Source organism: Chitinophaga terrae (ex Kim and Jung 2007) (genome assembly GCF_900107795.1).
Classification (GTDB): Bacteria; Bacteroidota; Bacteroidia; order Chitinophagales; family Chitinophagaceae; genus Chitinophaga; species Chitinophaga terrae.
In genome coordinates, this window is the sequence record NZ_FNRL01000002.1 from 53,425 (window position 1) to 79,939 (window position 26,515).

Annotated in this window: 27 protein-coding genes; 14 read left to right on the forward strand and 13 right to left on the reverse strand. The window is 44.8% G+C overall.

Going from position 1 to position 26,515, the window contains the following annotated elements:
• Positions 1 to 175: 175 nt before the first annotated feature.
• From BLV62_RS02240 to BLV62_RS02250, 3 genes are all read right to left on the reverse strand, one after another.
• Positions 176 to 685 (reverse strand): ExbD/TolR family protein, encoded by a 510-nt coding sequence (locus BLV62_RS02240; RefSeq protein ID WP_089758271.1) that lies wholly within the window; start codon positions 683 to 685, stop codon positions 176 to 178.
• A gap of 274 nt (positions 686 to 959) precedes the next feature.
• The gene (gene asnS / locus BLV62_RS02245; RefSeq protein WP_089758274.1) at positions 960 to 2,399 is read right to left on the reverse strand and encodes an asparagine--tRNA ligase; all 1,440 of its coding nucleotides are present in this window, start codon (positions 2,397 to 2,399) and stop codon (positions 960 to 962) included.
• 12 nt (positions 2,400 to 2,411) lie between these two features.
• A complete protein-coding gene (locus BLV62_RS02250) occupies positions 2,412 to 2,699 on the reverse strand; it encodes a hypothetical protein (protein ID WP_139169887.1) in 288 nt (95 codons plus the stop codon).
• A gap of 151 nt (positions 2,700 to 2,850) precedes the next feature.
• On the opposite strand from BLV62_RS02250, the gene rho reads away from it, so the two are divergent.
• Positions 2,851 to 4,545 (forward strand): transcription termination factor Rho, encoded by a 1,695-nt coding sequence (gene rho / locus BLV62_RS02255; protein ID WP_089758278.1) that lies wholly within the window; start codon positions 2,851 to 2,853, stop codon positions 4,543 to 4,545.
• Between the two features lie 218 nt (positions 4,546 to 4,763).
• On the opposite strand, the gene BLV62_RS02260 is transcribed toward rho, so the two are convergent.
• The 9 genes from BLV62_RS02260 to trmB all read right to left on the reverse strand — a co-directional run bounded on the left by BLV62_RS02260 (position 4,764) and on the right by trmB (position 11,167).
• Positions 4,764 to 5,369, reverse strand: a complete 606-nt coding sequence (locus BLV62_RS02260) for a DUF6850 family outer membrane beta-barrel protein (RefSeq protein WP_089758281.1) — start codon at positions 5,367 to 5,369, stop codon at positions 4,764 to 4,766.
• 80 nt (positions 5,370 to 5,449) lie between these two features.
• Positions 5,450 to 6,067, reverse strand: a complete 618-nt coding sequence (locus BLV62_RS02265) for a TetR/AcrR family transcriptional regulator (protein ID WP_089758283.1) — start codon at positions 6,065 to 6,067, stop codon at positions 5,450 to 5,452.
• 239 nt (positions 6,068 to 6,306) lie between these two features.
• Positions 6,307 to 7,059, reverse strand: a complete 753-nt coding sequence (locus BLV62_RS02270; RefSeq protein WP_089758286.1) for a LytR/AlgR family response regulator transcription factor — start codon at positions 7,057 to 7,059, stop codon at positions 6,307 to 6,309.
• Positions 7,060 to 7,073: 14 nt separating this feature from the next.
• The gene (locus tag BLV62_RS02275; RefSeq protein WP_139169889.1) at positions 7,074 to 9,146 is read right to left on the reverse strand and encodes a histidine kinase; all 2,073 of its coding nucleotides are present in this window, start codon (positions 9,144 to 9,146) and stop codon (positions 7,074 to 7,076) included.
• Positions 9,147 to 9,167: 21 nt separating this feature from the next.
• On the reverse strand, positions 9,168 to 9,398 hold the full coding sequence (locus BLV62_RS02280) for a 4a-hydroxytetrahydrobiopterin dehydratase (protein WP_089758289.1): 231 nt from the start codon (positions 9,396 to 9,398) through the stop codon (positions 9,168 to 9,170).
• Between the two features lie 69 nt (positions 9,399 to 9,467).
• Positions 9,468 to 9,911, reverse strand: coding sequence for an IPExxxVDY family protein (locus tag BLV62_RS02285; protein WP_089758291.1), 444 nt, complete (start codon positions 9,909 to 9,911; stop codon positions 9,468 to 9,470).
• Between the two features lie 24 nt (positions 9,912 to 9,935).
• Positions 9,936 to 10,358 carry an MGMT family protein gene (locus BLV62_RS02290; RefSeq protein ID WP_089758294.1) on the reverse strand — a complete coding sequence of 141 codons (423 nt, stop codon included), beginning with the start codon at positions 10,356 to 10,358 and terminating at the stop codon, positions 9,936 to 9,938.
• Positions 10,285 to 10,488: a DUF5522 domain-containing protein gene (locus tag BLV62_RS02295; RefSeq protein ID WP_089758296.1), complete on the reverse strand. Its 204-nt coding sequence runs from the start codon at positions 10,486 to 10,488 to the stop codon at positions 10,285 to 10,287. Before BLV62_RS02295 ends, BLV62_RS02290 begins: the two co-directional genes overlap by 74 nt.
• A complete protein-coding gene (gene trmB / locus BLV62_RS02300) occupies positions 10,460 to 11,167 on the reverse strand; it encodes a tRNA (guanosine(46)-N7)-methyltransferase TrmB (RefSeq protein ID WP_089758299.1) in 708 nt (235 codons plus the stop codon). Before trmB ends, BLV62_RS02295 begins: the two co-directional genes overlap by 29 nt.
• 430 nt (positions 11,168 to 11,597) lie before the next feature.
• Between trmB and BLV62_RS02305 the strand changes: the two genes are divergently transcribed.
• Positions 11,598 to 12,065 (forward strand): Lrp/AsnC ligand binding domain-containing protein, encoded by a 468-nt coding sequence (locus tag BLV62_RS02305; protein WP_079471223.1) that lies wholly within the window; start codon positions 11,598 to 11,600, stop codon positions 12,063 to 12,065.
• Positions 12,066 to 12,262: 197 nt separating this feature from the next.
• Here BLV62_RS02305 and BLV62_RS02310 read toward each other — a convergent pair whose 3' ends face one another.
• Positions 12,263 to 12,970, reverse strand: a complete 708-nt coding sequence (locus BLV62_RS02310) for an alpha/beta fold hydrolase (RefSeq protein WP_089758300.1) — start codon at positions 12,968 to 12,970, stop codon at positions 12,263 to 12,265.
• 189 nt (positions 12,971 to 13,159) lie between these two features.
• On the opposite strand from BLV62_RS02310, the gene BLV62_RS02315 reads away from it, so the two are divergent.
• The 12 genes from BLV62_RS02315 to BLV62_RS02375 all read left to right on the forward strand — a co-directional run bounded on the left by BLV62_RS02315 (position 13,160) and on the right by BLV62_RS02375 (position 26,511).
• Positions 13,160 to 13,855 carry a DUF4290 domain-containing protein gene (locus tag BLV62_RS02315; RefSeq protein WP_089758302.1) on the forward strand — a complete coding sequence of 232 codons (696 nt, stop codon included), beginning with the start codon at positions 13,160 to 13,162 and terminating at the stop codon, positions 13,853 to 13,855.
• Positions 13,852 to 15,162, forward strand: coding sequence for a UDP-N-acetylglucosamine 1-carboxyvinyltransferase (gene murA / locus BLV62_RS02320; protein ID WP_089758304.1), 1,311 nt, complete (start codon positions 13,852 to 13,854; stop codon positions 15,160 to 15,162). The genes BLV62_RS02315 and murA overlap by 4 nt, the downstream gene beginning before the upstream one ends.
• A gap of 113 nt (positions 15,163 to 15,275) precedes the next feature.
• Complete coding sequence (gene gmk / locus BLV62_RS02325; RefSeq protein WP_089758306.1) at positions 15,276 to 15,845, forward strand: guanylate kinase; 570 nt, start codon at positions 15,276 to 15,278, stop codon at positions 15,843 to 15,845.
• 42 nt (positions 15,846 to 15,887) lie between these two features.
• The gene (locus BLV62_RS02330) at positions 15,888 to 17,159 is read left to right on the forward strand and encodes a hemolysin family protein (protein WP_089758308.1); all 1,272 of its coding nucleotides are present in this window, start codon (positions 15,888 to 15,890) and stop codon (positions 17,157 to 17,159) included.
• A gap of 507 nt (positions 17,160 to 17,666) precedes the next feature.
• A complete protein-coding gene (gene tatC / locus BLV62_RS02335; protein WP_225889549.1) occupies positions 17,667 to 18,557 on the forward strand; it encodes a twin-arginine translocase subunit TatC in 891 nt (296 codons plus the stop codon).
• A gap of 30 nt (positions 18,558 to 18,587) precedes the next feature.
• Positions 18,588 to 19,043, forward strand: coding sequence for a ribose 5-phosphate isomerase B (gene rpiB / locus BLV62_RS02340; protein ID WP_089758311.1), 456 nt, complete (start codon positions 18,588 to 18,590; stop codon positions 19,041 to 19,043).
• Positions 19,044 to 19,136: 93 nt separating this feature from the next.
• Positions 19,137 to 20,612 (forward strand): M28 family peptidase, encoded by a 1,476-nt coding sequence (locus tag BLV62_RS02345; protein ID WP_089758313.1) that lies wholly within the window; start codon positions 19,137 to 19,139, stop codon positions 20,610 to 20,612.
• A 556-nt stretch (positions 20,613 to 21,168) separates the two neighbouring features.
• Positions 21,169 to 21,717: an HdeD family acid-resistance protein gene (locus tag BLV62_RS02355; RefSeq protein WP_089758317.1), complete on the forward strand. Its 549-nt coding sequence runs from the start codon at positions 21,169 to 21,171 to the stop codon at positions 21,715 to 21,717.
• Positions 21,718 to 22,036: 319 nt separating this feature from the next.
• Entirely contained in the window at positions 22,037 to 22,537 is a 501-nt protein-coding gene (locus BLV62_RS02360; RefSeq protein WP_089758319.1) for an RNA polymerase sigma factor, read from the forward strand.
• 361 nt (positions 22,538 to 22,898) lie between these two features.
• Positions 22,899 to 25,220 (forward strand): ATP-dependent helicase, encoded by a 2,322-nt coding sequence (locus BLV62_RS02365; RefSeq protein ID WP_089758321.1) that lies wholly within the window; start codon positions 22,899 to 22,901, stop codon positions 25,218 to 25,220.
• 10 nt (positions 25,221 to 25,230) lie between these two features.
• Positions 25,231 to 25,698: a regulatory protein RecX gene (locus tag BLV62_RS02370; RefSeq protein WP_089758323.1), complete on the forward strand. Its 468-nt coding sequence runs from the start codon at positions 25,231 to 25,233 to the stop codon at positions 25,696 to 25,698.
• Between the two features lie 18 nt (positions 25,699 to 25,716).
• On the forward strand, positions 25,717 to 26,511 hold the full coding sequence (locus BLV62_RS02375; protein ID WP_089758325.1) for an amidohydrolase: 795 nt from the start codon (positions 25,717 to 25,719) through the stop codon (positions 26,509 to 26,511).
• The last annotated feature ends 4 nt before the right edge of the window (positions 26,512 to 26,515 follow it).

Consider the following 26,515-nt stretch of genomic DNA (forward strand, 5'->3'; position numbering starts at 1 on the left):
AGAGGTTTCACGCAAAGGGGCTAAGAAGAGCAAAGAAACATAAGATATATTTTTAAGGAAAATAAGAAAGCAAAGAAGAAGATTGCATTATAATCTTACTTCTTTGCTTTCTTAATATTCGCTCTGGTTAAAAAATCTTATGCTTCTTTGCTCTTCTTAGCCCCTTTGCGTGAAATTAACGGAAGTAGCTGGCCTCTTCGTTTGGCAGATCTACGATGGCGTACCTGTCGATTTTATTGATCAGCATTTCATCGAGGATGTCCACTACGTTCTTGTAGTTGGCCTTTTTGTCGGCTTTGATGAGTACCATCAGGTCGTTTTTGCCGTAGGCCTGCAATACGGATTGCTTTTGTTGCAGGATAATGTCCCTGATCCCTTTACGGTTAGCGAAATTGCTGTAGTGAATGGCCTCAGGGCTGTTTTCCATGCCTTCATACCAGGCGATACGGTTGTCGGGCCCCAGTATTACAGTTAAGGCCTGTTTTGCCGGCAAGGCCATATCCGGTCCATCTTCCCGGGGCATTATAAGGCTCATAGACCTTGGTTTGGCCATGGTGGTGGCCAGCATAAAGAAAGTGATCAAAAGGAACCCCAGGTCTACCATTGGTGTCATATCTACACGTGTAGATTTCTTGGTACTTCTGCGTCCCCGGCTTTTTTCGTTACCTGTGTTTAATTCAGCCATAAAATAACAGTTTGGGTTATACGAAGATGTTGTACTAATTAGACGCAGTGCCGGGCAAATTCCATATAACTTCACGCGAATGTTTCACGCAAAGGAGCAAAGGAGCAAAGAAGCATAAGATATGTTTTTAAGGAAAAAAAGGAAGCAAAGAAGAAGATTGCATTGTAATCTTACTTCTTTGCTTCCTTAATATTCGCTCTGGTCAAAAAATCTTATGCTTCTTTGCTCCTTTGCTCCTTTGCGTGAAACCTCCGCGCGAAACATTCGCGTGGACCTAAAACTCAGCGCTCTTAGGAGTACGGGGGAATGGGATAACGTCGCGGATATTGCTCATACCCGTAACGAACAGCATCAGGCGCTCGAAGCCCAGTCCGAAGCCTGAGTGAGGCGCTGTACCGAAACGGCGGGTATCCAGGTACCAGCTCAGCTCATCTGCCGGAACATGCATGTCCTTCATTCTCTCTACCAGTTTATCGTAGTTTTCTTCTCTCTGGGAGCCGCCTACCATTTCGCCGATACCAGGGAACAGTACGTCCATAGCCCTAACGGTTTTGCCGTCGTCGTTCAGCTTCATGTAGAACGATTTGATCTCTTTCGGATAATCTGTCAGGATCACTGGTTTCTTGAAATGTTTTTCTACCAGGTAGCGTTCATGCTCGCTCTGGAGGTCGGCGCCCCATCCTTCGATGAGGTATTGGAATTTCTTGTTTTTATTCGGTTTGCTGTTTTTCAGGATGTCGATAGCTTCTGTATAGGTAATGCGAACGAATTCGTTGTGCAGTACAAATTCCAGTTTTTCTATCAGGCCCATTTCGCTGCGTTCCTGCTGTGGTTTTTGTTTTTCTTCTTCTACCAGGCGGGCGGCGAGGAAATCCAGGTCTTCCCGGTTGTTTTCCAGTATGTAGCCGATCACGAACTTGATAAAGGCTTCTGCCAGGTCCATGTTGTCTTCCAGTTCATAGAACGCCATTTCAGGTTCGATCATCCAGAATTCAGCGAGGTGGCGGGCGGTGTTGGAGTTTTCGGCCCTGAATGTAGGTCCGAAAGTATAGATATCGCCGAACGCCATAGCGCCCAGTTCTCCTTCCAGCTGGCCGGAAACCGTGAGGTTGGTAGATCTTCCGAAGAAATCTTCCTTGAAGTTTATATCGCCGGATTCGGTACGCGGCGGGTTATTCAGATCCAGGGTGGTTACACGGAACATTTCTCCTGCACCTTCGGCGTCAGACGCTGTGATGATAGGAGTATGCAGGTATACGAACCCGCGGTCATTGAAGAATTTATGTACCGCAAAGGCCAGTGCATGGCGCAGGCGGAAGATAGCCCCGAATGTATTGGTGCGGAAACGCAGGTGCGCGATTTCACGCAGGTATTCCAGGCTGGGCTTATTTTTCAGCTGCAACGGGTACTTTTCAGGGTCGCAGTCGCCCAGGATTTCCAGGGAAGCGGCCTTTAATTCCACACGTTGTCCTTTTCCCAGGGAGGGAATGATCTCCCCGGTTACGCTGATGGCAGCGCCGGTGGTAATGCGTTTTACCAGCGCCTGATCAGTATTTTCAGCATCAATTACAATTTGAAGATTATTATTGGTAGAGCCATCATTCAACGCTATAAACTGGTTGTTGCGGAAAGACCGCACCCAACCTTTAACCGTTACTTCGTATTGCGTCCTGTCATCTGCCAGGATTTGCTTGACTTTCACTCTTTGGCTCATATTATATAATTTTTAGGATTGCAAAAATAAGTGGAAAATTGGATAGTAGATAGCTTTTTGGCCGACTTCCTCTCCGCCCGGGCCGGGGTGCTGCGAACAAAATGTTAAAAAAGTTTGGCAAGGATTCTGGTAATGTATAGCATCGGGCATATCTGCAGCCAGTTGCAAGGCCAATTTGAGGGAGATTCGGAGCACTTGGTAACCGCTTGATAATGGGGATGATAAGTAAAATTTTTTGGATAATAGTAAAAGTTGTTTTAATCTTGCGGTATATTCTGCCTGATTAAGTTCATTTTCCATCTTCATCGGCAGTTCCTAAACTCAATCATTCCCTATCAAATTTAATAATCAAATTAAATTTATTGACTCAAAACAATTATTTGTAATTGGTGTATGTTGGTATGCAGTGGTACCCGCCTCACAACACTTCTAAAATTTGACAATACAGATGATGTACGACATCTTACAATTGAACGACATGCTCGTTCCTGAGCTGCTTGATATTGCAGAGAAACTTGACGTTCCCAACGCAAAAAAATTGAACAAACAGGACCTTATCTACAAAATCCTTGATAAACAAGCTGTATTAGCCTCAGAAGATAATCAAGCCAACGGAGACGAAAAAAAATCACGTAAACGCAAACCTGTTAAGAAAGACGAAGCAAATCATGCTGAAGAAGCGCACGCTGAAGAAAAACCTGCCGCTAAAAAAACTGCTAAAAAAGTAAGCGGCAAATCCAAAGAACAGGAAGAAGCTGCTCCTGCAGCTACTGCCAAGCCGAAGGTTAAAGATTTTGAAATAGACCTGGATAGTATTCCTTCACTCACTTTCGATGATGATGATGATATCATTCTCCCTTCCTTCACAGAAGATATTGAGGAGCCGGAAGAAGAGGAAGTAGTAGTGATCCCTCCGGTGGAAGACGAATTTGAAGACGATTTTGTAGTACCTGATGATATTCCTGTTGTGCCTGCAGCACAAAAGAACCGCTTCCAGAACAACAAGAAAGAACCATCTTTCAATATAGAGTTCGACGGTGTTATCGTTAGCGAAGGCGTACTGGAAATGATGCCGGATGGCTATGGTTTCTTACGCTCCTCAGACTATAACTACCTCAGTTCTCCAGACGATATCTATGTATCTCCTTCCCAGATCAAATTATTTGGCCTGAAAACCGGCGATACAGTGAAAGGCTCTGTACGCCCTCCGAAAGAAGGAGAAAAGTACTTTGCTTTGCTGAAAGTAGAAACCATCAATAATAAATCTCCCGAAGAAGTACGCGACCGCGTACCATTCGATTACCTGACGCCGTTGTTCCCATTCGAGAAACTGCGTCTGACAACCACTTCCAACAACTACTCTACCCGTATTATGGATATGTTCACACCTATCGGTAAAGGGCAGCGTGGTCTGATCGTGGCGCAACCTAAAGTAGGTAAAACCATGTTGCTGAAAGAAGTGGCCAACGCGATCGCTACCAACCATCCTGAAATTTACCTGATGGTTGTACTGATCGACGAACGTCCTGAAGAGGTAACCGATATGGAACGCAGCGTAAAAGCAGAGGTGATCGCTTCGACCTTCGACGAACCGGCCGAAAAACACGTAAAAGTTTCTGCTATCGCTTTACAGAAAGCTAAACGTCTCGTAGAATGCGGACACGATGTGGTGATCCTGTTAGACTCCATTACCCGTCTGGCAAGGGCTCACAATACCGTTGCCCCTGCATCCGGCAAGGTGTTGAGCGGTGGTGTGGAAGCTAACGCCATGCAGAAACCAAAACAATTCTTTGGCGCTGCACGTAAAATAGAACACGGCGGTTCCTTAACCATCCTGGCAACTGCATTGATCGATACCGGTTCAAAAATGGACGAGGTGATCTTCGAAGAGTTCAAGGGTACAGGTAACATGGAGCTGGCGCTGGATCGTAAACTGGCTAATAAACGCATCTTCCCGGCTATCGACGTATCTTCTTCTTCAACCCGGAGAGACGACCTGCTGTTAGACAAAGATTCACTGAAACGTATCCACATCCTGCGTAATCACTTAAGTGATATGAATACAGATGAGGCTATGCATTTCATGCTGCAACATATGCGCGGAACCAAGAACAACGAAGAGTTCCTGATCTCCATGAACAGCTAGTTGCCCGCAATAAATAAAGCAACTTAAGATCATAAAAAGAGAAGAGGTAAGATGATTTCCATCTTACCTCTTCTCTTTTTATCCTGCTATCGCAGATAGAATGCCTTGTTGCTGCAAAACAAAAATGGCTAAGACGATAACTCATCTTAGCCATTTCTGTTTTTTTAAGTTTTAAGAAAACAGGAAATCATTCCTTATGTTTCTTTTTTTGCAATTTTTTAGAAGATCCAGTTTACACCAACCTGGAACTCTTTAGGGAAGTCAAAAGCAAAACGGTTAGTGTTGGTTTTAACACCAGTTGCTTCTGCTTTTTCCTGCAGGTAAGTGTAGCTCAGGCCGCCGAATGCACCTTCCAGCATGAAGTGTTTGCTTACGAAGTAAGTGATACCAGGCAATACTCTAACGGAAACGCCGTTGTAAGTAGTAGTTTTAGTACCGTCTACTTTCTCGTTACCAAAGTCGTAACCTGCGTTAGCTTCTGCAAAGAATGCAAATTTGCTTTCACCGATCATGTGGTAATTGCGGGCGAAGATGCCAGGAGTGATATAAGAATACTTGTTCTTTTTACCTGCTGCATTTTTATCGGTACCGAATTCAGTTCTTGCGAACACACCGATCACCCAGTTAGGATTCAATGCTACACCCACTTTAGGGCTGATACCGAAAGTAGTGCTGGTGGTTTTGCTGTCGCTGTCTTTTACTTTCTTTGATTCAGTTGAAACGTTCAAATTTCCACCCAAAATAACATCGCCTTTCGAAAATTGAGCCTTTGCTACGTTTGCGCCGAACAGTGCTACTGCGGCCATTACAATCAACTTTTTCATCTGTCGTTTAAATTTAAATTATCGATTAAAACTATTCCTGTGTTTTGATTCTTTCTACATACATTGGTCGATTGGTTGATCTATGGTCGATATCTTAACCCGTCAAAGAAGATAGTTAATACTTGCCTTTCCCTGCTCATGAATGTTTTAAGGGCTTTCCTGTCGTGCGGATCGAAGCCCGCCGCCTGCCATTTGCACCAGATCACCCATAAGCCGAATAACACATCTACCAGCAATTGTGCTGTAATACCTGTGTCAACAGCCGGGTTCAATTCGCCGCTTTTTACTCCCTTCGCTATAGTAGCATCAAGGAAAGTGGTTTCTACCTGCTGCAATAATTCAATGGTTTGCCTCATTAAACTGGATGGAACATCTTTTACCCATTCATTAATCCCGAACAGGAAATGATACTCTAACAGCATAGTTTCTTTCAACTGCAGATACCGGTCTATGATGTGCGCCACATCCGGCGCCTCTTCTACATATCCCGACATATCTATAAAACAGTCGGCTATCATTCGCTCTACTACGGCAACGTATATACTCTCTTTGTCAGAAAAATAATAATACAAAGAACCTTTCGAGATCTCCAGATCTCTTGCTATTTCTTCCATGGTGGTTTTGGATAGGCCGAAACGCTTGAAGCGTTTTAGCGCCGCTTCCAGAATCAATGTTCGTTTCTGGTCCAATTCCGCCATAGGTCAATAGCGCAAAACAAATTTGACGATTTGACTTTTTCGTTTTGCGGGTCAAATGTACGACCAAAACTTATTCTACAAAATTTTTTTGTTAAGAAATTGTTAGGTATTCTTTACGCGGGCGATAGAAAAGATAGAAATCAACAGAAAAAGTTTCGTTTGATGAAAAACTACCGGTCTTCATTAAACGAAACAAAATTTAACGATGGTAAAAATTGAAAATGTAAAAATACGGTATCCTACCGGTGCCCTGTTCTCTGCATAAGATCACGTTGTCTTCTCTCTGTAATGTCAAGCGTGTGGCCACTTTTCATCTCAATTTTATTCTTTCCTGTATCAATATGTTTTATACTGCCCAGCTGTATCATCTGGGTATTGTTGATCTGGTAGAACTGAAGCGGAGAAAACAGATCGGAGTAGTACCTGAACGACTGTGCAGATATAAGCTGCTGGCCATTCAGCAGGGAGAATAGAGTATATTCCTGGTATAATTCAATCCAGGAAATATCATCAATATTGATGGTGTTTGATACATCATCCGGCCCTGTCAATAATATCTTCCAGTCGTCTGCTTCCTGGTTGTTAAAGTTTTCCAGTAAGATCTGGTAGCGTTGATTGGGTTCCTGGTTAGCGATCCGTTTAGATACATTCGCAACCGCCTGTAACAGGCTTTCTTTATCTATAGGTTTCAGGATCAGCTCTACATCGCTGAACCTGATGATATGAATGAATTTTTTTTCGAAAGCTGTTACAAATATGGCCTCGAAATGAAGTTGCGGCAAAGTGCCGGCCAATACGTCAAAGCCGGTACCATCGGGCATCTCCAGGTCCAGGAATACAAGTGATGGTCTGTGCTCCAATATTTTGCTGATACCATCAGAACAGTCGGTTGCCACTGCCGCTATACTGATCTCGGGGCAATACCGCTCCAGCATCAGCGCAATGATATCCCGGCTATTCCTTTCGTCATCAATAATAATGGCCTTTATCATAAAGTGAACGACTATTATAACTGTGGAATAAATATTTTTACGATCGTACCACTGTTTGCTTCATCTTCAACAGATTTGTCTATTATCTCAATGTGAATATCCGTCCTGTACATTTTATTCAGTAGTTCTGCGCGGTTCTGGCTGATCTCCATGCCCGACGACTGGTGGTGTTTAGGCAAAGTGCGCAACGACTTGGAGCGCGCTATTCCTATGCCGTTATCAGCTATCACGCATTCCAGCATATCGGGAGCTACCTGGTTGAAATAAATTCTCAGCAACCCTGTAGGCTGTTTGGGATTGGTCATTCCATGTTTTACAGCATTTTCTACATATGGTTGCAACAACATGGCAGGGATCTCCAGTTCCGCTGCAATGATCTCCGGGTCAACCACTATTTCATACTCCATCCGGTTTTCGAACCGCATTTTCTCTAAACCAAGATAGGTATTTAAATAAGTGATTTCTTCAGAGAGGGAAATAAAATTACGGCGGGAGAAGTCCAGGGTCTTACGGATCAGGTACGAGAAATCAGATAGGTATTTCTGTGCAAGCTCGTAATCCCGCTGCATCACAAATAACTGTATAGAATTGAGGCAGTTAAAAATAAAGTGCGGGTTGATCTGGGCCCTGATCGCTTTAAGTTCTATTTCCGTTAACTTTTTATCGTATTCGGTTTCCAGCTGGATCTTGCGTTGTTCTTCCAGTTCCTGTTTTTTGCGAAGGATTTCCGTTGTTTGTTCTCTTACCAGTTCTTCCAGTTGTTCGTTCAGCTTTCGTTGCAGTTCCTTGTTCTTGTTCAGTTGTTTGATCAGCAATTCCTGCGTTCGTGTTCTTTCGAGATGAACCAGTTTATTCCGGTAGCTTAACCCCGCCAGGAAGAACATGGCCTGTAACAGCACGCCTCCCATCAGCAACGTGGTAGGTGCGGCCAGCTCTCCCAGCGCCCCCAGCAAACCTAAAGGTTTCACCTGCAGCAGGAATGAGCCTAAGCAGGCCAGGTACAGGCAGGCCGACCCGTAAAGAAAGAACCTTACCAGCGGGTGATGCCTTGAACGCCTCGCCAGGGCAATAAACACCGCCAGCAGCGGGGCTAACGTGAGGAAATATACGTAGCTGTATATAATTGTCGGCAAATGGTATTTATCGAAGGCTATACAAAGCATGCAGAGTATGATCAGTCCTCCGACTACCGCCGCCATCCAGGTAAACCCTTTTTCCATGAAGAGATAGCGGTCTTTCAGGTTAAGGAAGGCATTGCCAAAGAGCAGGTACATCAGGTAAAAGCAGAACAGCAGTCCGGGAATATCCCAGTAATATTTCAGCATGGGCCATTCGTGGAAGAACGAAAGCTGGAAAGGTTTGCTGTCCAGCCGCAGGGCGAAGAACAGGATCAGGCCCAGTATGTAAGCCGCGAAGTAGAGATATGATCTGTCGGGCAGCTGAACGTAGTTGATGATGGAAATGCTGAAGAAGACCAGGAGCATACCCAGCAAAACCTGTATGATAACAGCTTCTTTCCGGAAGCTGTCGAGCTGCTCGTCATGGAAGATATTATACGCTTCTTCGCTGAACAGCACAGGCATCATGGGGTTTTCGTTGTACGACTTATTGATGATATGCAGGTAGAAGGTGCAGGTCTCGTTTGGGGCTACCTGCAGGTGAAAGGCATAATGATGCCATCTTTCCACGCCTCCATCGTCTATCATCAGGCCGGTGGCCATCAGTTGCTGCATCGGCTGACCGGCTGGTTGCCGGTACCAGTACATGCAATCATGCCAACCGGTAAAGAAGCGGTACGAAAGGGCTTTACTGCTGGTGTTTTTTACAACCAGTTTAAGCCAGCAGTCGTTAACCTGTCCATTATTCTTTATCCCCGGGTGAAAAATATGATTTTGATGCTGAAAATTTTCGGGAGGCCACAAAGTACTTTTTTCGTCGGCAGAGACGGCAATATATGGGCGCAGGTCCATTTTGGCCGGCGCAAAATTGGCATCAGTAACAAGAGTGTCAATCGGGGGGCGATCAACGTTGGCAAAGGCTTCTGCAGTGTATATGCACAACAGCAGCATTAAAATAATGCGCTTCACAAGCGGAATAGCTGGGTTTAGTTATAACAATTCGTCAATAGCTTTAGCCATTGCTCTGTCTTGATCCGTGACTATATCTCCTGCATCGTGGGTGTTCAACGAAATTTCAACCTTATTATATACATTCTTCCATGAAGGATGATGGTTTAGTTTCTCTGCCAGCATGGCCACTTTAGTCATGAACGCGAATGCTTCCTTAAAATCTTTAAACACAAATTCACGATGAAGTTGTTGATTTTTTTCTTCCCACATAAGATAAAATATCAGGAATTAAAGTAATTGGGGGCTTTTCTTGGAATGGTCAAAACTGTGCTGTCCTATCTAAAAAATCAGGTTCATCCTATTCTTGATCTCCTTGGTATCCAGTAAAGATACTAATTGTACCTGCGGTACGCGTCTTAATTCTTCTAATAATTTTTTCACATCAACAGGCTGGTAATAATCGCCTTTTATCATCCACAGGAACTGTACCTGCTTGAGTTCGGGCAACAGGTATTCGGCCTGGCAATGATTATTATAAAAGTAATGGGCTACTGAATTGGTAGCTTCATGAAATTCGTATATCGGAAAATGATATGACCTGGTTTTTTTAGCAAGTGTGATCTCAATGGAGTTATTGATCCTGAAATTAGTGTGCAGGTGGCGGTTGATATGCCAGCACACCTGGTAATCGCTGGCTGTGGAGGCAATGCCAAGCAGGTGAGTGCTTTCAAAGAAATCTTCTACCAGTTGATCATTGTCCAGTTTTAGTTTTAGTACGCTCATATGATTTACTGGGTCTAGGTTGACTTATTGTTTTGTGACTCTTTTTTTGGGGCCTGGTGTTGCAGGGTTCCAGAAAACCGACTGAAAATTAATTATTTTATTATTCTTTACCTCAATTCCTTCCTGTTCCAGCAATTCCTGCATGAGGGTAGGAGTGGCAAAATGAGCGGCTCCGCTTAGTTCGCCTTTGCTGTTAACCACCCTGTGGGCGGGCACGGCTGGTTTGGCGCCGCCTGCCGCCGCCATGGCCCAGCCAACCATGCGGCCTGTTATTTTCAGGCCGGAAGCTTCCGCGATGGCGCCATAGGAAGTGACGCGCCCCCGCGGAACCTGCCGGGCGATCTTGTATACCGTTAAAAAGAAGGAAGCCGGTTTATCGGCTTTCTCCGCTGTTTTCTTCCCGTTGTTTAAGGAGGGCAGATCTTTTTGGTTCAGGTACTTTTTCATAATTATACGGGCAGTGTTTGCAGCCGTTGCCACAGCAATAACCTCTCTCCAGGTGAAACTTCTCAGTAAAAACCATGTAGCCTTGCTCGTTATAATAAAAATCAATATGCTCCACTAAGGGCTTCTTCATCGGAAGGCAGTTTAATGCTTCTCCAATCGAGCGGCGCAGCTGGTAACTGGAATTGAAGGTAACGAATGGTCCGCCCGTCTTCCAGGTGCATTCCTTCATAATAGGTCTGTATCCTTAAAACCGGGGGGATCTCGGGTAGCGCATACACGTTATCTATATCCGTCAACGTTTTGCAGCCGGTTGCAGCTATCACCGCTTTGGTGAAAGTATAGAGCTCCAGGCTGTCCGTTTTCAGGTTGATGGTAGCGCCGGGCGCCAGCAGCGGCTGGTATAACTGGAGGAATTTCGGATGGGTCAGTCTTTTTTTAGCTTTCGACTGACGCAGGAACGGATCGGGAAAAGTGATCCATATATCTTTTATTTCTCCTTCCGCGAAATAATTATTCAGTTTATCGATCTGTGTACGGAGGAAGGCGGCATTTGGCAGCGGCTCTTCCATGGCGGTTTTAGCGCCTCTCCAGATACGGTTTCCTTTCAGGTCTACGCCAATGAAGTTCTGGTCAGGATACATCCTGGCCAGCCCCAGCGTATAATCTCCTTTCCCGCAGGCCAGTTCCAGGGTAACAGAATGGTCGTTTTTAAAGAATTCATTCCACTTTCCTGGCATTCCTTCCGGGTATATCAATACATTCGGGAAGGTCTCAATTTCTGCGAAGCGTTGTAATTTTTTTTGTCCCATTGGGGCAAAAATAGTTTGATTTTTTGAATGGTTTCCGGGTAGAATGAAGGATAGGCCTAAAATAAAAAGAGCCCAAAGGCATGAAAGCCTATGAGCGCTTTAAACCAATTTGCTGTAGGAGGAGGAGTCGAACCTCCACGGGGCAGTTAGCTATAGCACAAGTAAGATTAGTGGTCAACCCAATTATACTACGTTTATCCTGTGATCCCCACCCCCGAGACAAGAGGGCATGTCTGCCAATTTCATCATCCCACAATTTTTATTATCATTACCTCGCTATTGCTTTTCGTTAGCTTTTTTGCAATGATTATGATGCAAATCTAAAGAGCGGGGGTCTTTCTTGCAAATTTTTTAAGAAGAATTTTGGAATTTTCGATATTTTTTAAATATTTGCATGTAAGTTTAAAACAATCAAAAACAAATTGTAAAAATGAGCCACAATTTGAATATTGACAAACTCGACCTACAGATAATCAGTGAGATGATGTCGAATGCTGAGATATCCTACGCTGATCTAGGGAAGAAATTATTCGTTTCCGGGGGTACTATCCACGTAAGAATGAAGAAACTGCAAGAACTGGGTGTAGTTAAAGGTACTAAATTACATGTAGATTTAAAAATGATTGGCTATGATGTAATTGCATTTATAGGTATTTACCTGGAAAAAAGTTCAATGTATGATACTGTGGCCAAAGAATTAAGGAAGATACCTGAAATGGTGCGTCTTAACTATACTACCGGAAGCTATAGCATGTTTGCAGAGATCATCTGTAAAGACATTACCCAGCTTCGCCGTATCCTGCACGACGAATTGCAGAAGATCAAAGGAATTGAAAGAACTGAAACCCTGATATCCCTGGAAGAAAGTTTCTACCGGACAATCAACGTGGTAGAGTAACCGGTTACAGATCAGCCACGCACCTGTACTGCTGCAAAGTTTTTACCAATCAGCTTAAACGTATCTGGTCAATTGCTCCCGGAAGCCGGCAGGCGGAAGGGAAAGGAGCTATTATTCCTGTCTGGCCGTCGCCGGCCCGGCAGGTTCAGAACGCTATTCCTTAATCCGGGTTGTGAAACCCAGGCGCTGCCTGCAGGCTAGATCGTCTGGGTTGTAAAACGCTTGATGAAGTAAGTCAGCAATGGCACATTTACTTTTTCCAGGGGGTGCGCTGTATCCGGTAATACAGTAAACTGGGCCAGGGGGAGGGCGTTATAGACTTCTATGGATTCCTGGAAAGAGACCATTCCATCCCGGTCGCCCATCATCACCATACAAGGTGAAACTATCTGGCTGTAATCTGCCAGCTTAAGCAACGACTGATGCCCTAATTCCGCTATCAGGCCTGCTGTGCGGGTAACTACTTCTTTCCAGTCGTTGGCCGGGTGCCTTTCTTTCAGGGCCTTGGCAAAGGCAGGTACCTTTTCCAGTATCATTTCGGGGTTGAGCTGTTTCACTTCCTTGCCGGCAGTGGCCTCGTTCCAATTGAATTTAGTGGCCAGGGTCATCACTTTCCCGATTTTCTCGGGGTAGTGACGGGCCAGGTACATACCTACATAGCCGCCCATGCTGTAGCCGAAAATGTGGATATAATCGATGTTCCTGGCTTCCAGGTAGGATAGCACCTCGCCGGCGAACACCTGGATGCTGAAACCCTGCTCGGATACGGGTACATCTCCGTGCCCGCTGAAAGTAATAATGTGAATATCGTAATGCTCCGATAACTGTTCGGCAAGCGATTGAAACTGGCTGCCGGCGCCAAGCGCACCATGGAGGAAGAGTAAAGGGAGTTTGTTTGTCTGCATTTTCTAAAACTAGGAATTTTATAGGAGCTGTGAAAAGAACCCGGCCAAAATTTATGAAATCTTTATCCTTAGGGCTTCCCAGATGTCGTTGGGGGAACAACTTTTTTTATTATGTTTGCATAGATGTTGCCGATACATTTTCTTCACTTTAAGATGTCCCATCATCAAATCATTTTTTAAAATTTAATAATGGAATATAACACCACCCGTAACCAATTGATAATGAAGGAGTATGGCAGGAATATCCAGAAAATGGTGGAATACCTGGTAACCATAGAAGACGAAGAAGAACGCCAGCGTAATGCAATGGCTGTGATAGAACTTATGGGTACGCTGAATCCGCATCTCCGCAATGTGGAAGATTTCAGACATAAATTGTGGGATCATATTTTCAATATTTCGAACTTTAAACTCGATGTAGAATCGCCATATCCGAAACCTACTATTGAAAAATTAAGAGCGAAACCAGACCCGCTTAACTACCCTAAAAAATACCCCAGGAACAGGCATTTTGGCAAAAACCTGGAACTGATCATAGACAAAGCCGTACACGAAGACAGTCCTGAAAAGAAAGAAGGCTTTGTTCAGACTATCGCTAACTACATGAAACTCGCTTATACCAACTGGCATAAAGAGAGTGTACACGACGACGCCATCCGGGCAGAGCTGCTGGCCATTTCCGACGGACAGTTGGATTTTCAGCCAGGCAACGCTTCCGCTCCTGCTTCTGCTAATTTCAGCGGAAATGCCAATGCCTCAGCAGGCGGAGAACAATTCCGTTCCGGCAAACGCAAAAACTTCCAGCAAAATAAGTTCAAAGGCGGCAGCAATAACAAGAGCAATAACAATAAGCACAACAATAAATACAAAAACAGGAACAAGTGAGTAGCGCTTTTGAAGTAAGAGGCGGCAACCGCTTAAAGGGAGAAATTATACCCCAGGGTGCCAAAAACGAAGCTTTACAAATCATCAGTGCCGTGATGCTAACCCCCGAAAAGGTAACCATCACTAATATTCCGGACATTGTAGATGTAAATCTGCTAATAGAGCTGTTAGGCGATGCAGGAGTAAAAATTAACCGTATCAGCAGAGATACCTGTGAATTCCAGGCAGACAGTATCGATCTGAAATACATGGAAACCCCTGAGTTTAAAAAGAAGTCAGGTAAATTAAGAGGCGCTGTGATGATTGCAGGACCCCTCTTAGCCAGGTTCGGAAAAGCCTTCGTTCCCAAACCCGGAGGTGATAAGATCGGTCGCCGGAGATTAGACACGCATATTATAGGATTCGAAAAATTAGGTGCGCAATTCGTTTACGATGCCGACGACAACTATTTCAGGTTGGAAGCCGGCAATGGACTGAAAGGCACTTATATGCTGCTGGATGAACCCAGCGTTACCGGTACCGCTAATATAGTAATGGCGGCGGTAATGGCCGAAGGGTTCACCACCATCTATAACGCAGCCTGCGAACCATACCTGCAGCAGCTTTGCAAAATGCTGAACAGGATGGGAGCAAAGATCAGCGGTATCGGCTCTAACATGCTGACCATCGAAGGAGTAAAATACCTGGGCGGTTGCGAACACCGCATGCTGCCGGATATGATCGAAATCGGTTCCTTCATCGGGCTCGCCGCCATGACGCAGAGCGAGATCACCATCAAAGATGCAGGAGTGGAACACCTGGGTATCATCCCGGAAAAATTCCGACAGTTAGGTATACAGCTCGAGATCCGCGGTAACGATATTTATATCCCTTCCCAGGAAACATACGAGATACAAACATTCCTCGACGGATCTATATTAACCATCTACGATAATCCATGGCCAGGTTTCACTCCCGACCTGCTGAGCATCGTACTGGTAGTAGCTACCCAGGCCAGGGGCAGTGTAATGATCCACCAGAAAATGTTTGAAAGCCGCTTGTTCTTTGTAGATAAGCTGATAGATATGGGAGCGCAGATCGTATTGTGCGATCCTCACAGGGCTGTGGTGATAGGCCTGGGCCGCCAGCATCCGTTGAGAGGCATTACCATGTCATCGCCTGATATCCGCGCCGGCGTATCCCTGTTAATTGCTGCCCTGAGCGCCGACGGCAAGAGCACAATTCAGAATATTGACCAGATCGACCGCGGATACCAGTATATCGACGAAAGATTGAGAAAACTGGGCGCAGAAATAAAAAGAGTATAGATTTATATAGATTTATATTGTCATACTTCCCCAGAACCCAAAAGCCAGCAAGCCAATTTTACTGGATTTTGGGTTTTGCATTTGAAGAAACCGACTGTTTGAGTTAAATTATAATGGAAAAAAAGATCATCATTATTACAGCGCCTTCCGGCGCCGGGAAAACAACTATCGTGAAAAAGTTGCTGGCAAGCATGCCGGTGCTGGCGTTCTCAATTTCGGCCAGTACCCGTACGCCCAGGGAAAATGAAGTGAACGGGAGAGATTATTATTTTATGTCGACCGACGAATTTCACCAACAGATCGATAATGATGCTTTTGCCGAATATGAAATGGTCTACGCCGGGAAGTACTACGGGACACTGAAAAGTGAGCTGGAAAGGATCTGGAACCAGGGGCAGATCCCGATGGTAGATATTGATGTGAAAGGGGCGTTGTCTATAAAAGAAAAATACCATGATAAAGCATTGACGATCTTTATTCAACCTCCTTCGCTGGAGGCGCTGAAAGTAAGATTAAGTGAAAGGGGAACAGAAACGCAGGCGTCTTTAGACGAGCGTTTAGGGAAAGCGAGGTATGAATTGTCATTTGCGCATGAGTTTGATCAGATTGTGATCAACGACCAACTGGAAAAGGCCTACGAAGAAGTGAGGAAGCTGGTGGCAGATTTTCTGAATATCGGGTAGCGGCCTGATTGTTGGTTTTCCTAATTCGTTATTTTTGTTAGGATGGACGGATATACGCTTATTATTCTGGTTTTCCTTGTTTTATTGGCAGGCTTCTTTGCTGGTATAGAAGCTGCATTTTCCAGTGTTAATAAACTTAGCATTGAATTAAAGAAGAAGCAAGGAAGGACCACCGGTAAAATCTTAGCCGGATTAATGGAACACCCTAGTCGTTTTATTGCTACCAGCATTGTTGGCTTTACTATTACCCTTGTGATCTATGGAGTAATGGTAGCGGGGGTATTTCAACCCATATGGGATAAATATATGGGGCAATCTGAGGCCGCCGGGGTACAACCTATCGTTATATTCCTGGAAGTGCTGTTAGCGTCCCTGATTATATTATTCCTGGGCTTTTTTATTCCAAGGGCTATTTTCAGATCCAGGCCCGAAGCTTTGCTCAGCTTTTTTGCCTTACCTATTTCTATAGTGGCCAAGCCATTGTACGTGATAGGGAACGTAATGGCCGCAGTTTCGCAATGGGTGCTGAAATACCTGTTCAACGTCCGCCTGCTTGAAGGAGGAGAGTCCTTTGTTCGCGTGGATGTGGAACATTTTATCCGCCAGTCGCAGCAACACATGGGCGAGAACAACCAGGAGCTGAATACAGAGCTCTTCGAAAACGCCTTGTCGCTGGCTCATGTAAAGATCCGTGGTTGCCTGATCCCGCGTAAAGAGATAGAAGCGCTGGAGATCAGCCGCCCGATTGCCGATGCCCAGAAAAAGTTCATGGAAACCAAGTTATCCAAGATCGTTATCTATGAAGGGTCGATTGATAACGTGCTGGGATATATCCACCAGTTGGATATGTTCCGGGCGCCGCAGGATATTAATAGTATCATACATCCTATCCTGGCTGTTCCTGAAACAATGAGCGCTATCGACCTGCTGAGCAAATTCAATAAGGAACGTAAAAGCATTGCCTGGGTAGTGGACGAATTTGGCGGTACGGCCGGTATTGTGACGATAGAAGACGTGCTGGAAGAAATTTTCGGGGAAATCAAGGATGAACATGATGAAGAAGAGTTTGTAGAGAAGCAGATCGCGGAGAAAGAATATATTTTTTCAGGAAGACTGGAGCTAGATTACTTGAACGAAAAATATGGTTTAGACTTTCCTGAAGATGAAAGCGAAACTTTATCCGGATATATAATTAATCATCATGAGACTATTCCGAAGCTCAAAGAAAGAATTATTATAGATGACTATGAGTTTGATATTCTTAACGTTACGGATACCCGAATTGAAATGGTGAAGATGAAAATGTTGTCCTGATCCTTGCAAGATCATTCGTATCTATCAGATTTTAATATGATATAAGATTTTGTTTAATGTTTGGATTAACGAGACAATAACAAATTAATTGAAACGTTTTAAAAAAAAGTAGTAGGAATTTAACACGAATTGTATACATTTGCTATAGATGATGTAACACAATGATTTGATTTTTGTTAAAAGGTTGTAAAAAAAGTGTTTCAACATTGATAATAAAATAATTCTTGTTATTTTTGTACTACAAAATAAAAAGCAACTAACGATAAATACTTATTCTGAACGCTTGCCATCAATTAGATACGTACTTATCAATAGAAGCTAAAGACATTCTCGAATTCAACTTTTTTGGGGTTAACAAACAATGGATGAAAGGCCGGCTCTTGATTCTTCTCGGGCTGGCTCTTTTTTTTGCCCTATCTCATCGCTCCTCTCTTCTTAAAGGATCATTAAAATAACCTGACTTTATAAGATTACAACTGTTATTTGTTGTCCTCAACCGCTATATTTGTGATCCTTAAAACACTGCTCGACCAGATAAGTATGTTAAAGAAATTTTTTTCGAACAATGAGGACAAGGCGGAGATGTCCTTTTTCGACCACCTTGAGGATCTCAGGTGGCACCTCGTGAGATCGGCCTTAGCACTCGTTGCATTTAGCATATTTGGCTTCGTATATACACAGGAGATCCTGGACAATGTAATATTCGGCCCAACCAATGCTTCGTTCCCGTCTTATGTGTTTCTTTGCAAGTTCAGTCATTGGGTTGGTTTAAAAGATCAGCTTTGTATTACGCCTGTAAAGGTGCAATTCCTGAATTTCAAGATGGTCGGACAGATCATGCTCCAATTCAAACTTGCTTTCATTATAGGATTCGTTTGCGCCTTCCCTTATATTTTCTGGGAGTTCTGGCGTTTCGTAAAACCTGCGCTGAAAGAAAAAGAATTGAAAGGCGCCCGGAATATTATTTTCTGGGTATCCCTGCAGTTCTTTCTGGGAATAGGTTTCGCATATTTCCTGATGGCGCCGTTCACTATCAACTTCCTTGCTTCTTATACCGTAACTGAAAAAGCGATCAACCAGTTCTTCATCGACGATTATTTCGACCTGATGACGCAGATCGTTTTAGGTATGGGCATTTTATTCCAGTTGCCGATCCTGGTGTTCTTCCTTACCAAGATCGGTATCCTGACCCCGGATTTCCTGAAATCGTACAGGAGGCACGCGATCGTGGTGATCCTGATCCTGGCGGCTGTTATTACGCCTCCGGACCTGATAGACCAGTTGATCGTATTTGTGCCTTTATACTGCCTCTACGAGGTTAGTATTGTGATCTCCAAGCGTGCATTGAAAGACAGGGAGGATAAACTGGAGAAAGTGGAAGTAGAAGAATGGTCTTAACAGTTTGTGATCTTAAATAATAATAAATAGATGGAACTAACATTTAATACTGCATTACCGGTGGCAATTGGTTCAGATCATGCAGGGTTCGAGTATAAAGAGGAGGTGATCAGTTTCCTGGAAGGCAAAGGCTGGAAGGTGAAGGATTTCGGAACCCGGTCTAAAGAGTCTGTAGATTACCCGGATTATGCACATCCTGTGGCAAATGCGGTAGAAAGTGGAGAATGTACTTTTGGTATCCTGATCTGTGGAAGCGCCAACGGAGTAGCGATCACCGCTAACAAACACCAGGGCATCAGGGCGGCCATTTGCTGGGGAACAGAACTGGCAGAACTGGCCCGTTCGCATAATAATGCAAATGTTCTCTGTATTCCTGCCAGATTCGTAGATTTGCAGGTAGCTAACCAGATGGTGGATGCGTTTATCGCTACGCCTTTTGAAGGAGGTCGTCATCAGACCAGGGTAGGAAAAATGGCCTGCCAGTAAACGGGAATAACAATATCGTATACACGTAATTTATAACTGAGAGCCGGCTTTTCGTCGGCTCTTCTGTTTTTGACTAATCCTAAAACACGCGATATGAGGTTTTTGGTTGTTGCTTGCTGTTTGGTTTCTCAACTTGCTTTTGGTCAGCAGTCTGCGTTACCAGACGCTGAGAAAGAAATTGCCAGCCGTTTCGGTAATACAATTACAGCCGAAAAGCTGAAGAAGCAGGTGTATAAGCTGGCCAGCGATGAGATGGAAGGCAGGGAAACCGCCACCGCAGGCCAGGAAAAAGCAGCAGCTTATATCGCCGGGGAATTTGCGCAGGTAGGATTACAGCCTGGAGCAAACGGGAAATGGCAGCAACCGTATACGTTATACAACGACAGTCTTACAGCAGCGGCTATCACCTTGGAAAAGGATCAGCGTTTTGTATTGGGCCGAGATTTCTGGGTTGATATCCGTTCAGGCATCAACCTGGATACGATAGTGAATGAGTATACCTGGCTGAATGACGGAACAGATATGGAGTACCTCGGCCAATCGGTTGCCGGTAAAGTAGTAATGATCAATGAAGCGGCAGCCAGGGGCGTCAACAGTCTGAACGAAAGAGTGGAACTGGCCGCGGCCAAAGGGGTAACAGCTTTGCTGGTTATTTCCTCCTATTCCAGCCGCTTCAGCAATCCAAAAGGATTAAAGTCGTACACCACCGGCATTTACCAGAAAGGACCAGGATTCAGCCAGATCAATGTCTATTATATAAGTCCCTCGGTGGCAGCCAGGTTAAAGAAAGCCCCTGCGGATGCGGTTAATCCTGCGGTTCGTAAAATGAGCCTAAGGTTAGTGTTTAAAAAGCAGGTTACAGAACTGCATCCCTCCAATGTATTAGGCATACTCGAGGGTACCGATAAGAAAGATGAATATGTATTCATTACGGCGCATTACGACCACCTGGGTAAAGAGGGCCATACCGTTTACTATGGGGCAGACGACGATGCTTCAGGAACCAGCGCTGTAATTGAAATAGCCAGGGCCTTTGCGGCAGCCAGCAAAGAAGGGCATGGCCCCAGGAGGAGCCTGGTGTTTATGACCGTATCCGGCGAAGAAAAAGGCCTGCTTGGTTCAACCCATTATACGTCGTCTCCCGTTTATCCACTAGCCAGTACCGTTACAGATCTGAATATCGATATGATAGGAAGAATAGATCCCGCCCATGAAAAAGATTCCAACTATATCTACATTATCGGCGACAACAGGTTGAGTTCAGAGCTGCGCACCATCAATGAGTCGGCCAATGCAACCTTTACCAACCTGCAGCTGGACTATAAATACAATGACCCCGAAGATCCTGAAGCCTTTTATTACAGGTCGGATCACTACATGTTTGCCCGCCGCGGTATTCCTATCATCTTTTATTTCAATGGTACGCATGCCGATTATCATCAGCCTACAGATACCCCCGACAAGATCGATTACCCGCTGCTGGCAAGAAGAGCGCGCCTGGTATTCTATACGGCGTGGATGGTGGCCAACAGGGAAGAAAGACTGGTAGTAGACGGTATTCCACAGTGAGGCAAGACAAGCTCTTGCCTATAGAAGGGCTCTATAGGAAAAAGGTTTTGTTTTTTTGTCAAAAAATTTTAAATTGTGTATAGAGTCTTGTTTCTGAGAATTGATATTTTTTGTTGTTTGGATATTTGAGATACGGTGAATGTTTGATCTGGTTATTGATTAATAGCAAGTCGTAATTTTTCGAGTGTCGGGGTTCCCCATTAAACCTTTTTAACCAAGCTGTTGTTGTTCGAACGGTATTTTTAGGATCATGCGGTATTTGTGGTATTGAGTTTGTACCGGATTTCCGCTTTCTGTAACCATATAAAATTACCATCATGAAAACACCTGCCATCTTTTCTATCCTATTTTATCGGGCCTCCAGAGAAAAAGTGTCTTTGGATTGTTTTGAGCGATGTTGGAAGGTCAATACGTAGAATTTTTACTTGTTCAACTTGGTGTGTATATATCAAATTGTCCTGATTGTTCAGAAATAAACTAAAAAACGGAAACACTGCACGCAATGGAAACCCAATCCTGTTCTGCCTGCTCATTGTAAACCTTAAATTGAGAATGTATGCTTGATTTTTATAATGCGTATTGGTGGATCTTTTTATTGAGAGGAGTTTTTGCTTTGGCTTTGGGAATACTCGCATTAGGTTGGCCTGGAGTTACTTTTACGACTTTGATAGTTTTTTTGGGTGCATATCTCTTTATCGGTGGTTTATTTGGTATCGTTGGTGGTATTGCAGCCCGCAGAACAAACGAAAACTGGGGTTTATTCCTGTTTTCGGGATTAATTGGAGTCATATTAGGCATCCTTACGTTTTATAACCCATTTGCAACAGGAGCGGCATTGATCTATTTAATAGCATTCGGCGCAATAATGGCGGGATTATTCGAGGTGCTCGTCGCCATCCGGCTCAGGAAAGTAATTACGGGAGAGGGTTGGTACATTTTCGCCGGGCTGTTGACGATCGTTTTCGGGATATTGTTGGCGGTAAACCCTATTGCAGCGGCAGTGACACTTACCTGGATGTTCGGCATTTATGCAATCTTTATCGGGATCATGCTTGTCTATCTTTCTATCAAATTACGTAAGTACAATAAAGGAACGGCAGCCTGATAACCAAGTCTGAAACCTGCGGAAGAGAATGAGAATGAGAAAAAACCCTGTTTTAAAACTATTACTATAATCGCCCCATATGCAAGCTTATTCTTTAACTAAAAACTTCTCCTTATGATTACCGCAACACACGTATGAGGCACCTGTCCTGTTGCCAGGCCGGGTGTTGATACCTCCCCGCCTCTCAATATTTCAGGTGCCGGACAGAACTAACCGAACTGGAGAGCGGTTACCCTCAAAACTGTCACGTTCTTAACTCCTTGCCTGTCCGACAGGTAGACTTTTATTGCTAATTGTGAATATTTTAAAGTTAACCGTTATGTCATCCACCGAATTCAATAATCTGTTACTTGGAAATGCTGATTTTCTGCGCCCTTATGCAGTTACTTTAACGAAAGACTCAGAATCAGCAAAGGATCTCTACCAGGAAACGCTGTTCAGAGCACTGTCTAACCGTGATAAATATTTAGCCGGCACCAACATCCGCGCATGGCTTTATACCATCATGAGAAATATCTTTATTAACAATTATCGCCGGGGCAACCGTCAATACAGGTTGCTGGATAATGCGGTAGGAGATTACCTGCTGAGCCATCAGCCATCAGCTATCGGCAACTTCGTGGAATCTGACCTGCGGGTAAAAGATGTACAAATGGCAGTCTACAACCTGCCTGTGATCTTTAAACAACCCTTCCTGCTGTATTTCGAAGGTTACAAATATTATGAGATTGCAGCTATCCTGAACGAACCTTTAGGAACGGTTAAAAGCCGCATCCACTTTGCCAGGAAAATGCTTAAAACACGCATTACCAGGCACTAAGATGCTGGATTGAATAACCCGGCAGAAGTCTGCAAACCCTCGGCAAGATCCATTGTTAGCTGTATTACTATGAACGCCCGGTAGTATGCTTTGAATAGATGATGATACCCTGTTTGCTGGTTCCCACCGGCCTGGCAGCGTATCCGCTGTGTGTAAGTTTGCAGACTTCACCGTCTGCACTCCAGGTACTTTCGACCCTACACCCAATAACTTCCATCCTGCTTCCCAGGCAGGTGTAAAAACGTTTTTATCCACACCCGTCAAGCCTGTAAGCCAAACCCTCATTTACTTTTCGTAATTCATAATTTCTCTTCGTACTTTTACACCCTTCAGGAATATTCTTTTAAAAATAGCAGTCGTGATGAAGGCAAACTATTTAGACGAGCTTAACGAACAGCAACGGGAAGCAGTAACGCATATCAACGGCCCTTTAATGATAGTTGCAGGCGCCGGTTCAGGAAAAACCAAGGTACTTACCACCCGTATCGCACATCTGATGCGGCATGGCGTGGATGCTTTCAACATCCTGTCCCTGACCTTCACCAACAAGGCAGCCCGCGAAATGAAAGAACGCGTGGAAAAGATCCTCGGCGGCAGCGAAGCCCGCAACCTCTACATAGGTACCTTTCACTCCGTTTTTGCCCGCCTCCTCAGGGCGGAAGCTCACCGCCTCGGTTATCCCAACGATTTTACCATCTACGATACAGACGACGCTAAAAGTGTTCTTAAAACCATTATCAACGAATTAAACCTCGATGATAAACACTATAAGCCCACTTTCGTTTATAATCGCATCTCCGCCGCCAAAAACAGCCTGATGGGGCCGGAAGAATACCAGATGGATCACCTGGTTCAACAGGAAGATATGAGGGCAAACAGGCCGCTTATCGGTAAAATATACGATATGTACGCCAAACGTACCTTCAAAAACGGGGCAATGGACTTCGACGACCTGCTCTTCAAAATGTACGTACTCCTGAAATCATTCCCTGAAGTATTGCACAAATACCAGCATAAGTTCAAATACATCATGATCGATGAGTACCAGGATACCAACCCTGCCCAGTACGAGATCATCAAACTGCTGGGAGCTGTACACGAGAATATCTGCGTGGTAGGCGACGATGCCCAGAGCATCTACTCCTTCCGCGGGGCAACCATACAAAACATCCTGCAGTTCGAAAAAGACTACGACGATGTTCGCGTCGTAAAACTGGAACAGAACTACCGCAGTACCAAATCCATCCTGAATGTGGCCAACGAAGTGATCGCCCACAATAAAGGACAGATCGAGAAAAATCTCTGGACAGATAATACAGAAGGCGATACCATCAAACTGGTACGTACCATGACCGACAACGAAGAAGGTAAATTCGTTGCCGATACCATCGCCGAACAGAAACTCCGGAACCATTACGAAAACCGCGATTTCGTTATCCTCTACCGTACCAATGCACAAAGCCGCTCCTTCGAGGAAAGTCTTCGCCGTAAAGGTATCCCGTACAGGATATATGGTGGCCTTTCCTTCTATCAACGTAAAGAGATCAAGGACTTCGTGGCTTACCTCCGGTTAATCATGAACACCCGGGACGAAGAAAGCCTGAAAAGGATCATCAACTACCCCGTGCGCGGGATCGGTAAAACCACCATCGAAAAAACACTGGTACTCGCCAATGAACATAACCTCACCATGTGGGAAGTGCTGGAAAGAGCCAGGGAATTCGGTTTCCGCGGCGGTACCGTAGAAGCGATCGAAGCTTTCGTGATCATGATCAAGAGCTTCCAGGCGCTGCTGGGCACCCATAACGCCTACGATGTAGCCGTAGCCGTAGGTAAATCTACCAACCTTGTTAAAGAACTCTTCAACGATAAAACTACCGAAGGCCTTGCCCGCTACGAAAACGTGCAGGAATTGCTGAACTCTATCAAAGAGTTCACCGAAACCCCCGACGAAGAAGGGGAACTGCTGGATAAAAGCATGGGCTCTTACCTGCAACAGATCACTTTGCTGACAGATGCAGACCAGGGCAATGATGAAGACAGCAACGTAGTGAAATTAATGACCATCCACGCGGCAAAGGGACTTGAATTTCCTGTAGTGTTCACCGTAGGCCTGGAGGAAACATTGTTCCCGAGCGGGATGTCTATCAATACACGGGAAGAACTGGAAGAAGAACGCCGCTTGTTCTATGTAGCCATCACCCGCGCCAAATCGAGGTTGTGGCTGACATATGCCAACAGCCGTTACCGGTTTGGAAACCTGGTTCAGAACGAACCAAGCCGCTTCCTGGAAGAAATGCCTGAAAAATACCTGGATCGCAGCTACGCCGGCGGCGGAAGCATCCGGAATGCTTTTGGCGGCGGATCTACATCCGGCTGGGCATCTTCAGGCAATATGTTCGACAGGATGCAGAAGAAATCTCCGGCCCCTCAACAGGCTCCTCAGCCGGCGAAACCATCTTTCTCGCCAGCTACCACCCATGTTCCTTCTGCCGGTTTTACGGCAGACGACCCTGCCGAAATGGTAGCAGGCATGCAGGTAGAACACCAGAAATTCGGCTTCGGTACCATTACCAGCCTGGAAGGCGCCCCTAATAACAGGATCGCAGTGATCGTGTTCCCTAAAGGAGGCGGTGAGAAAAAAATTATGCTGAACTACGCTAAACTGCGGATAGTAAGATAAAGCAGATGATATGTTAACCGAGTTGAATAAACTCAGGCAATTTTGCGCCTACCAGGAACGCAGTCACCAGGAAACAAAATATAAGTGCCTGGAACTGGGACTGAGAGGCGAAGCCGTGGATGAAGCCATTGCCGCGCTTATAGCCGATAATTTCCTGAATGAAGAACGCTTTGCCAGGGCTTTTGCAGGGGGGAAATTTCGCATCAAACACTGGGGACGGAAAAAGATCCTCATGGAACTGAAGCAGCGGCAGGTATCTCCCTATTGTATTAAAAAAGCAATGGAGGAAATCGACGACAACGACTATATTAAAGTGCTGGAGAAACTGGCTGAAAAGAAATATTTATCGTTACAGAAAGAACCTCCTTTGAAACGTAAATATAAAACGATCCAATACCTGGTAGGAAGGGGATTTGAGCAGGATCTGATCCAGGATGCCCTGGAAAAAATACACAACGATCACCAGGATAGTTTCTGATACCCTTAATCTTTTGCGATGTCTGACCTGAAAGTAACATTGATCCAGTCTGATCTGCATTGGGAGAACAAAGAAGCCAATCTCCGGATGTTTGATGAGAAGATCGACAGTATCGAAAGAACGGAAGTAGTGATACTCCCGGAAATGTTCAGCACCGGTTTTAGCATGCAGCCGGAAAAACTGGCTGAAACAATGGACGGCAGCGCTGTTAACTGGATGCGCAGCAAGGCGGCATCAAAACGTATAATCATCACCGGTAGCCTGATCATTGAAGAGAATGGCGAATACTTTAACCGCCTTATCTGGATGCTGCCCAACGGGCAGTTCGGCACTTATGATAAACGCCACCTGTTTGGTTATGCCGGCGAGCATGAACATTACCAGGCAGGCGATAAAAGGCTCATCGCACAGGTAAAAGGCTGGAAAATAAACCTGAATATCTGCTACGATCTCCGTTTCCCTGTATGGACAAGAAATAATATCCAGCCGGCTACCAACGAACCGGCCTACGATCTCCTGGTTTATGTGGCCAACTGGCCTGAAAGAAGGAAAACTGCCTGGACCACCTTATTGCAGGCAAGAGCGATTGAAAACCAGTGTTTTGTTGTTGGAGTGAATAGAGTGGGGGAAGATGGAAATAAGATATATCACAGCGGTGAATCGAGCCTGATAGACCCGATGGGAGAGATCATTTACAGGAAATCCGGGGAAGAAGATATTTTTACGTATACCCTTCAGCGTGAACAGCTGAACGATACCAGGGCCCGGCTGCCCTTCCTTAAAGATGCCGATTCTTTTACTATTTTACCATAAAGAT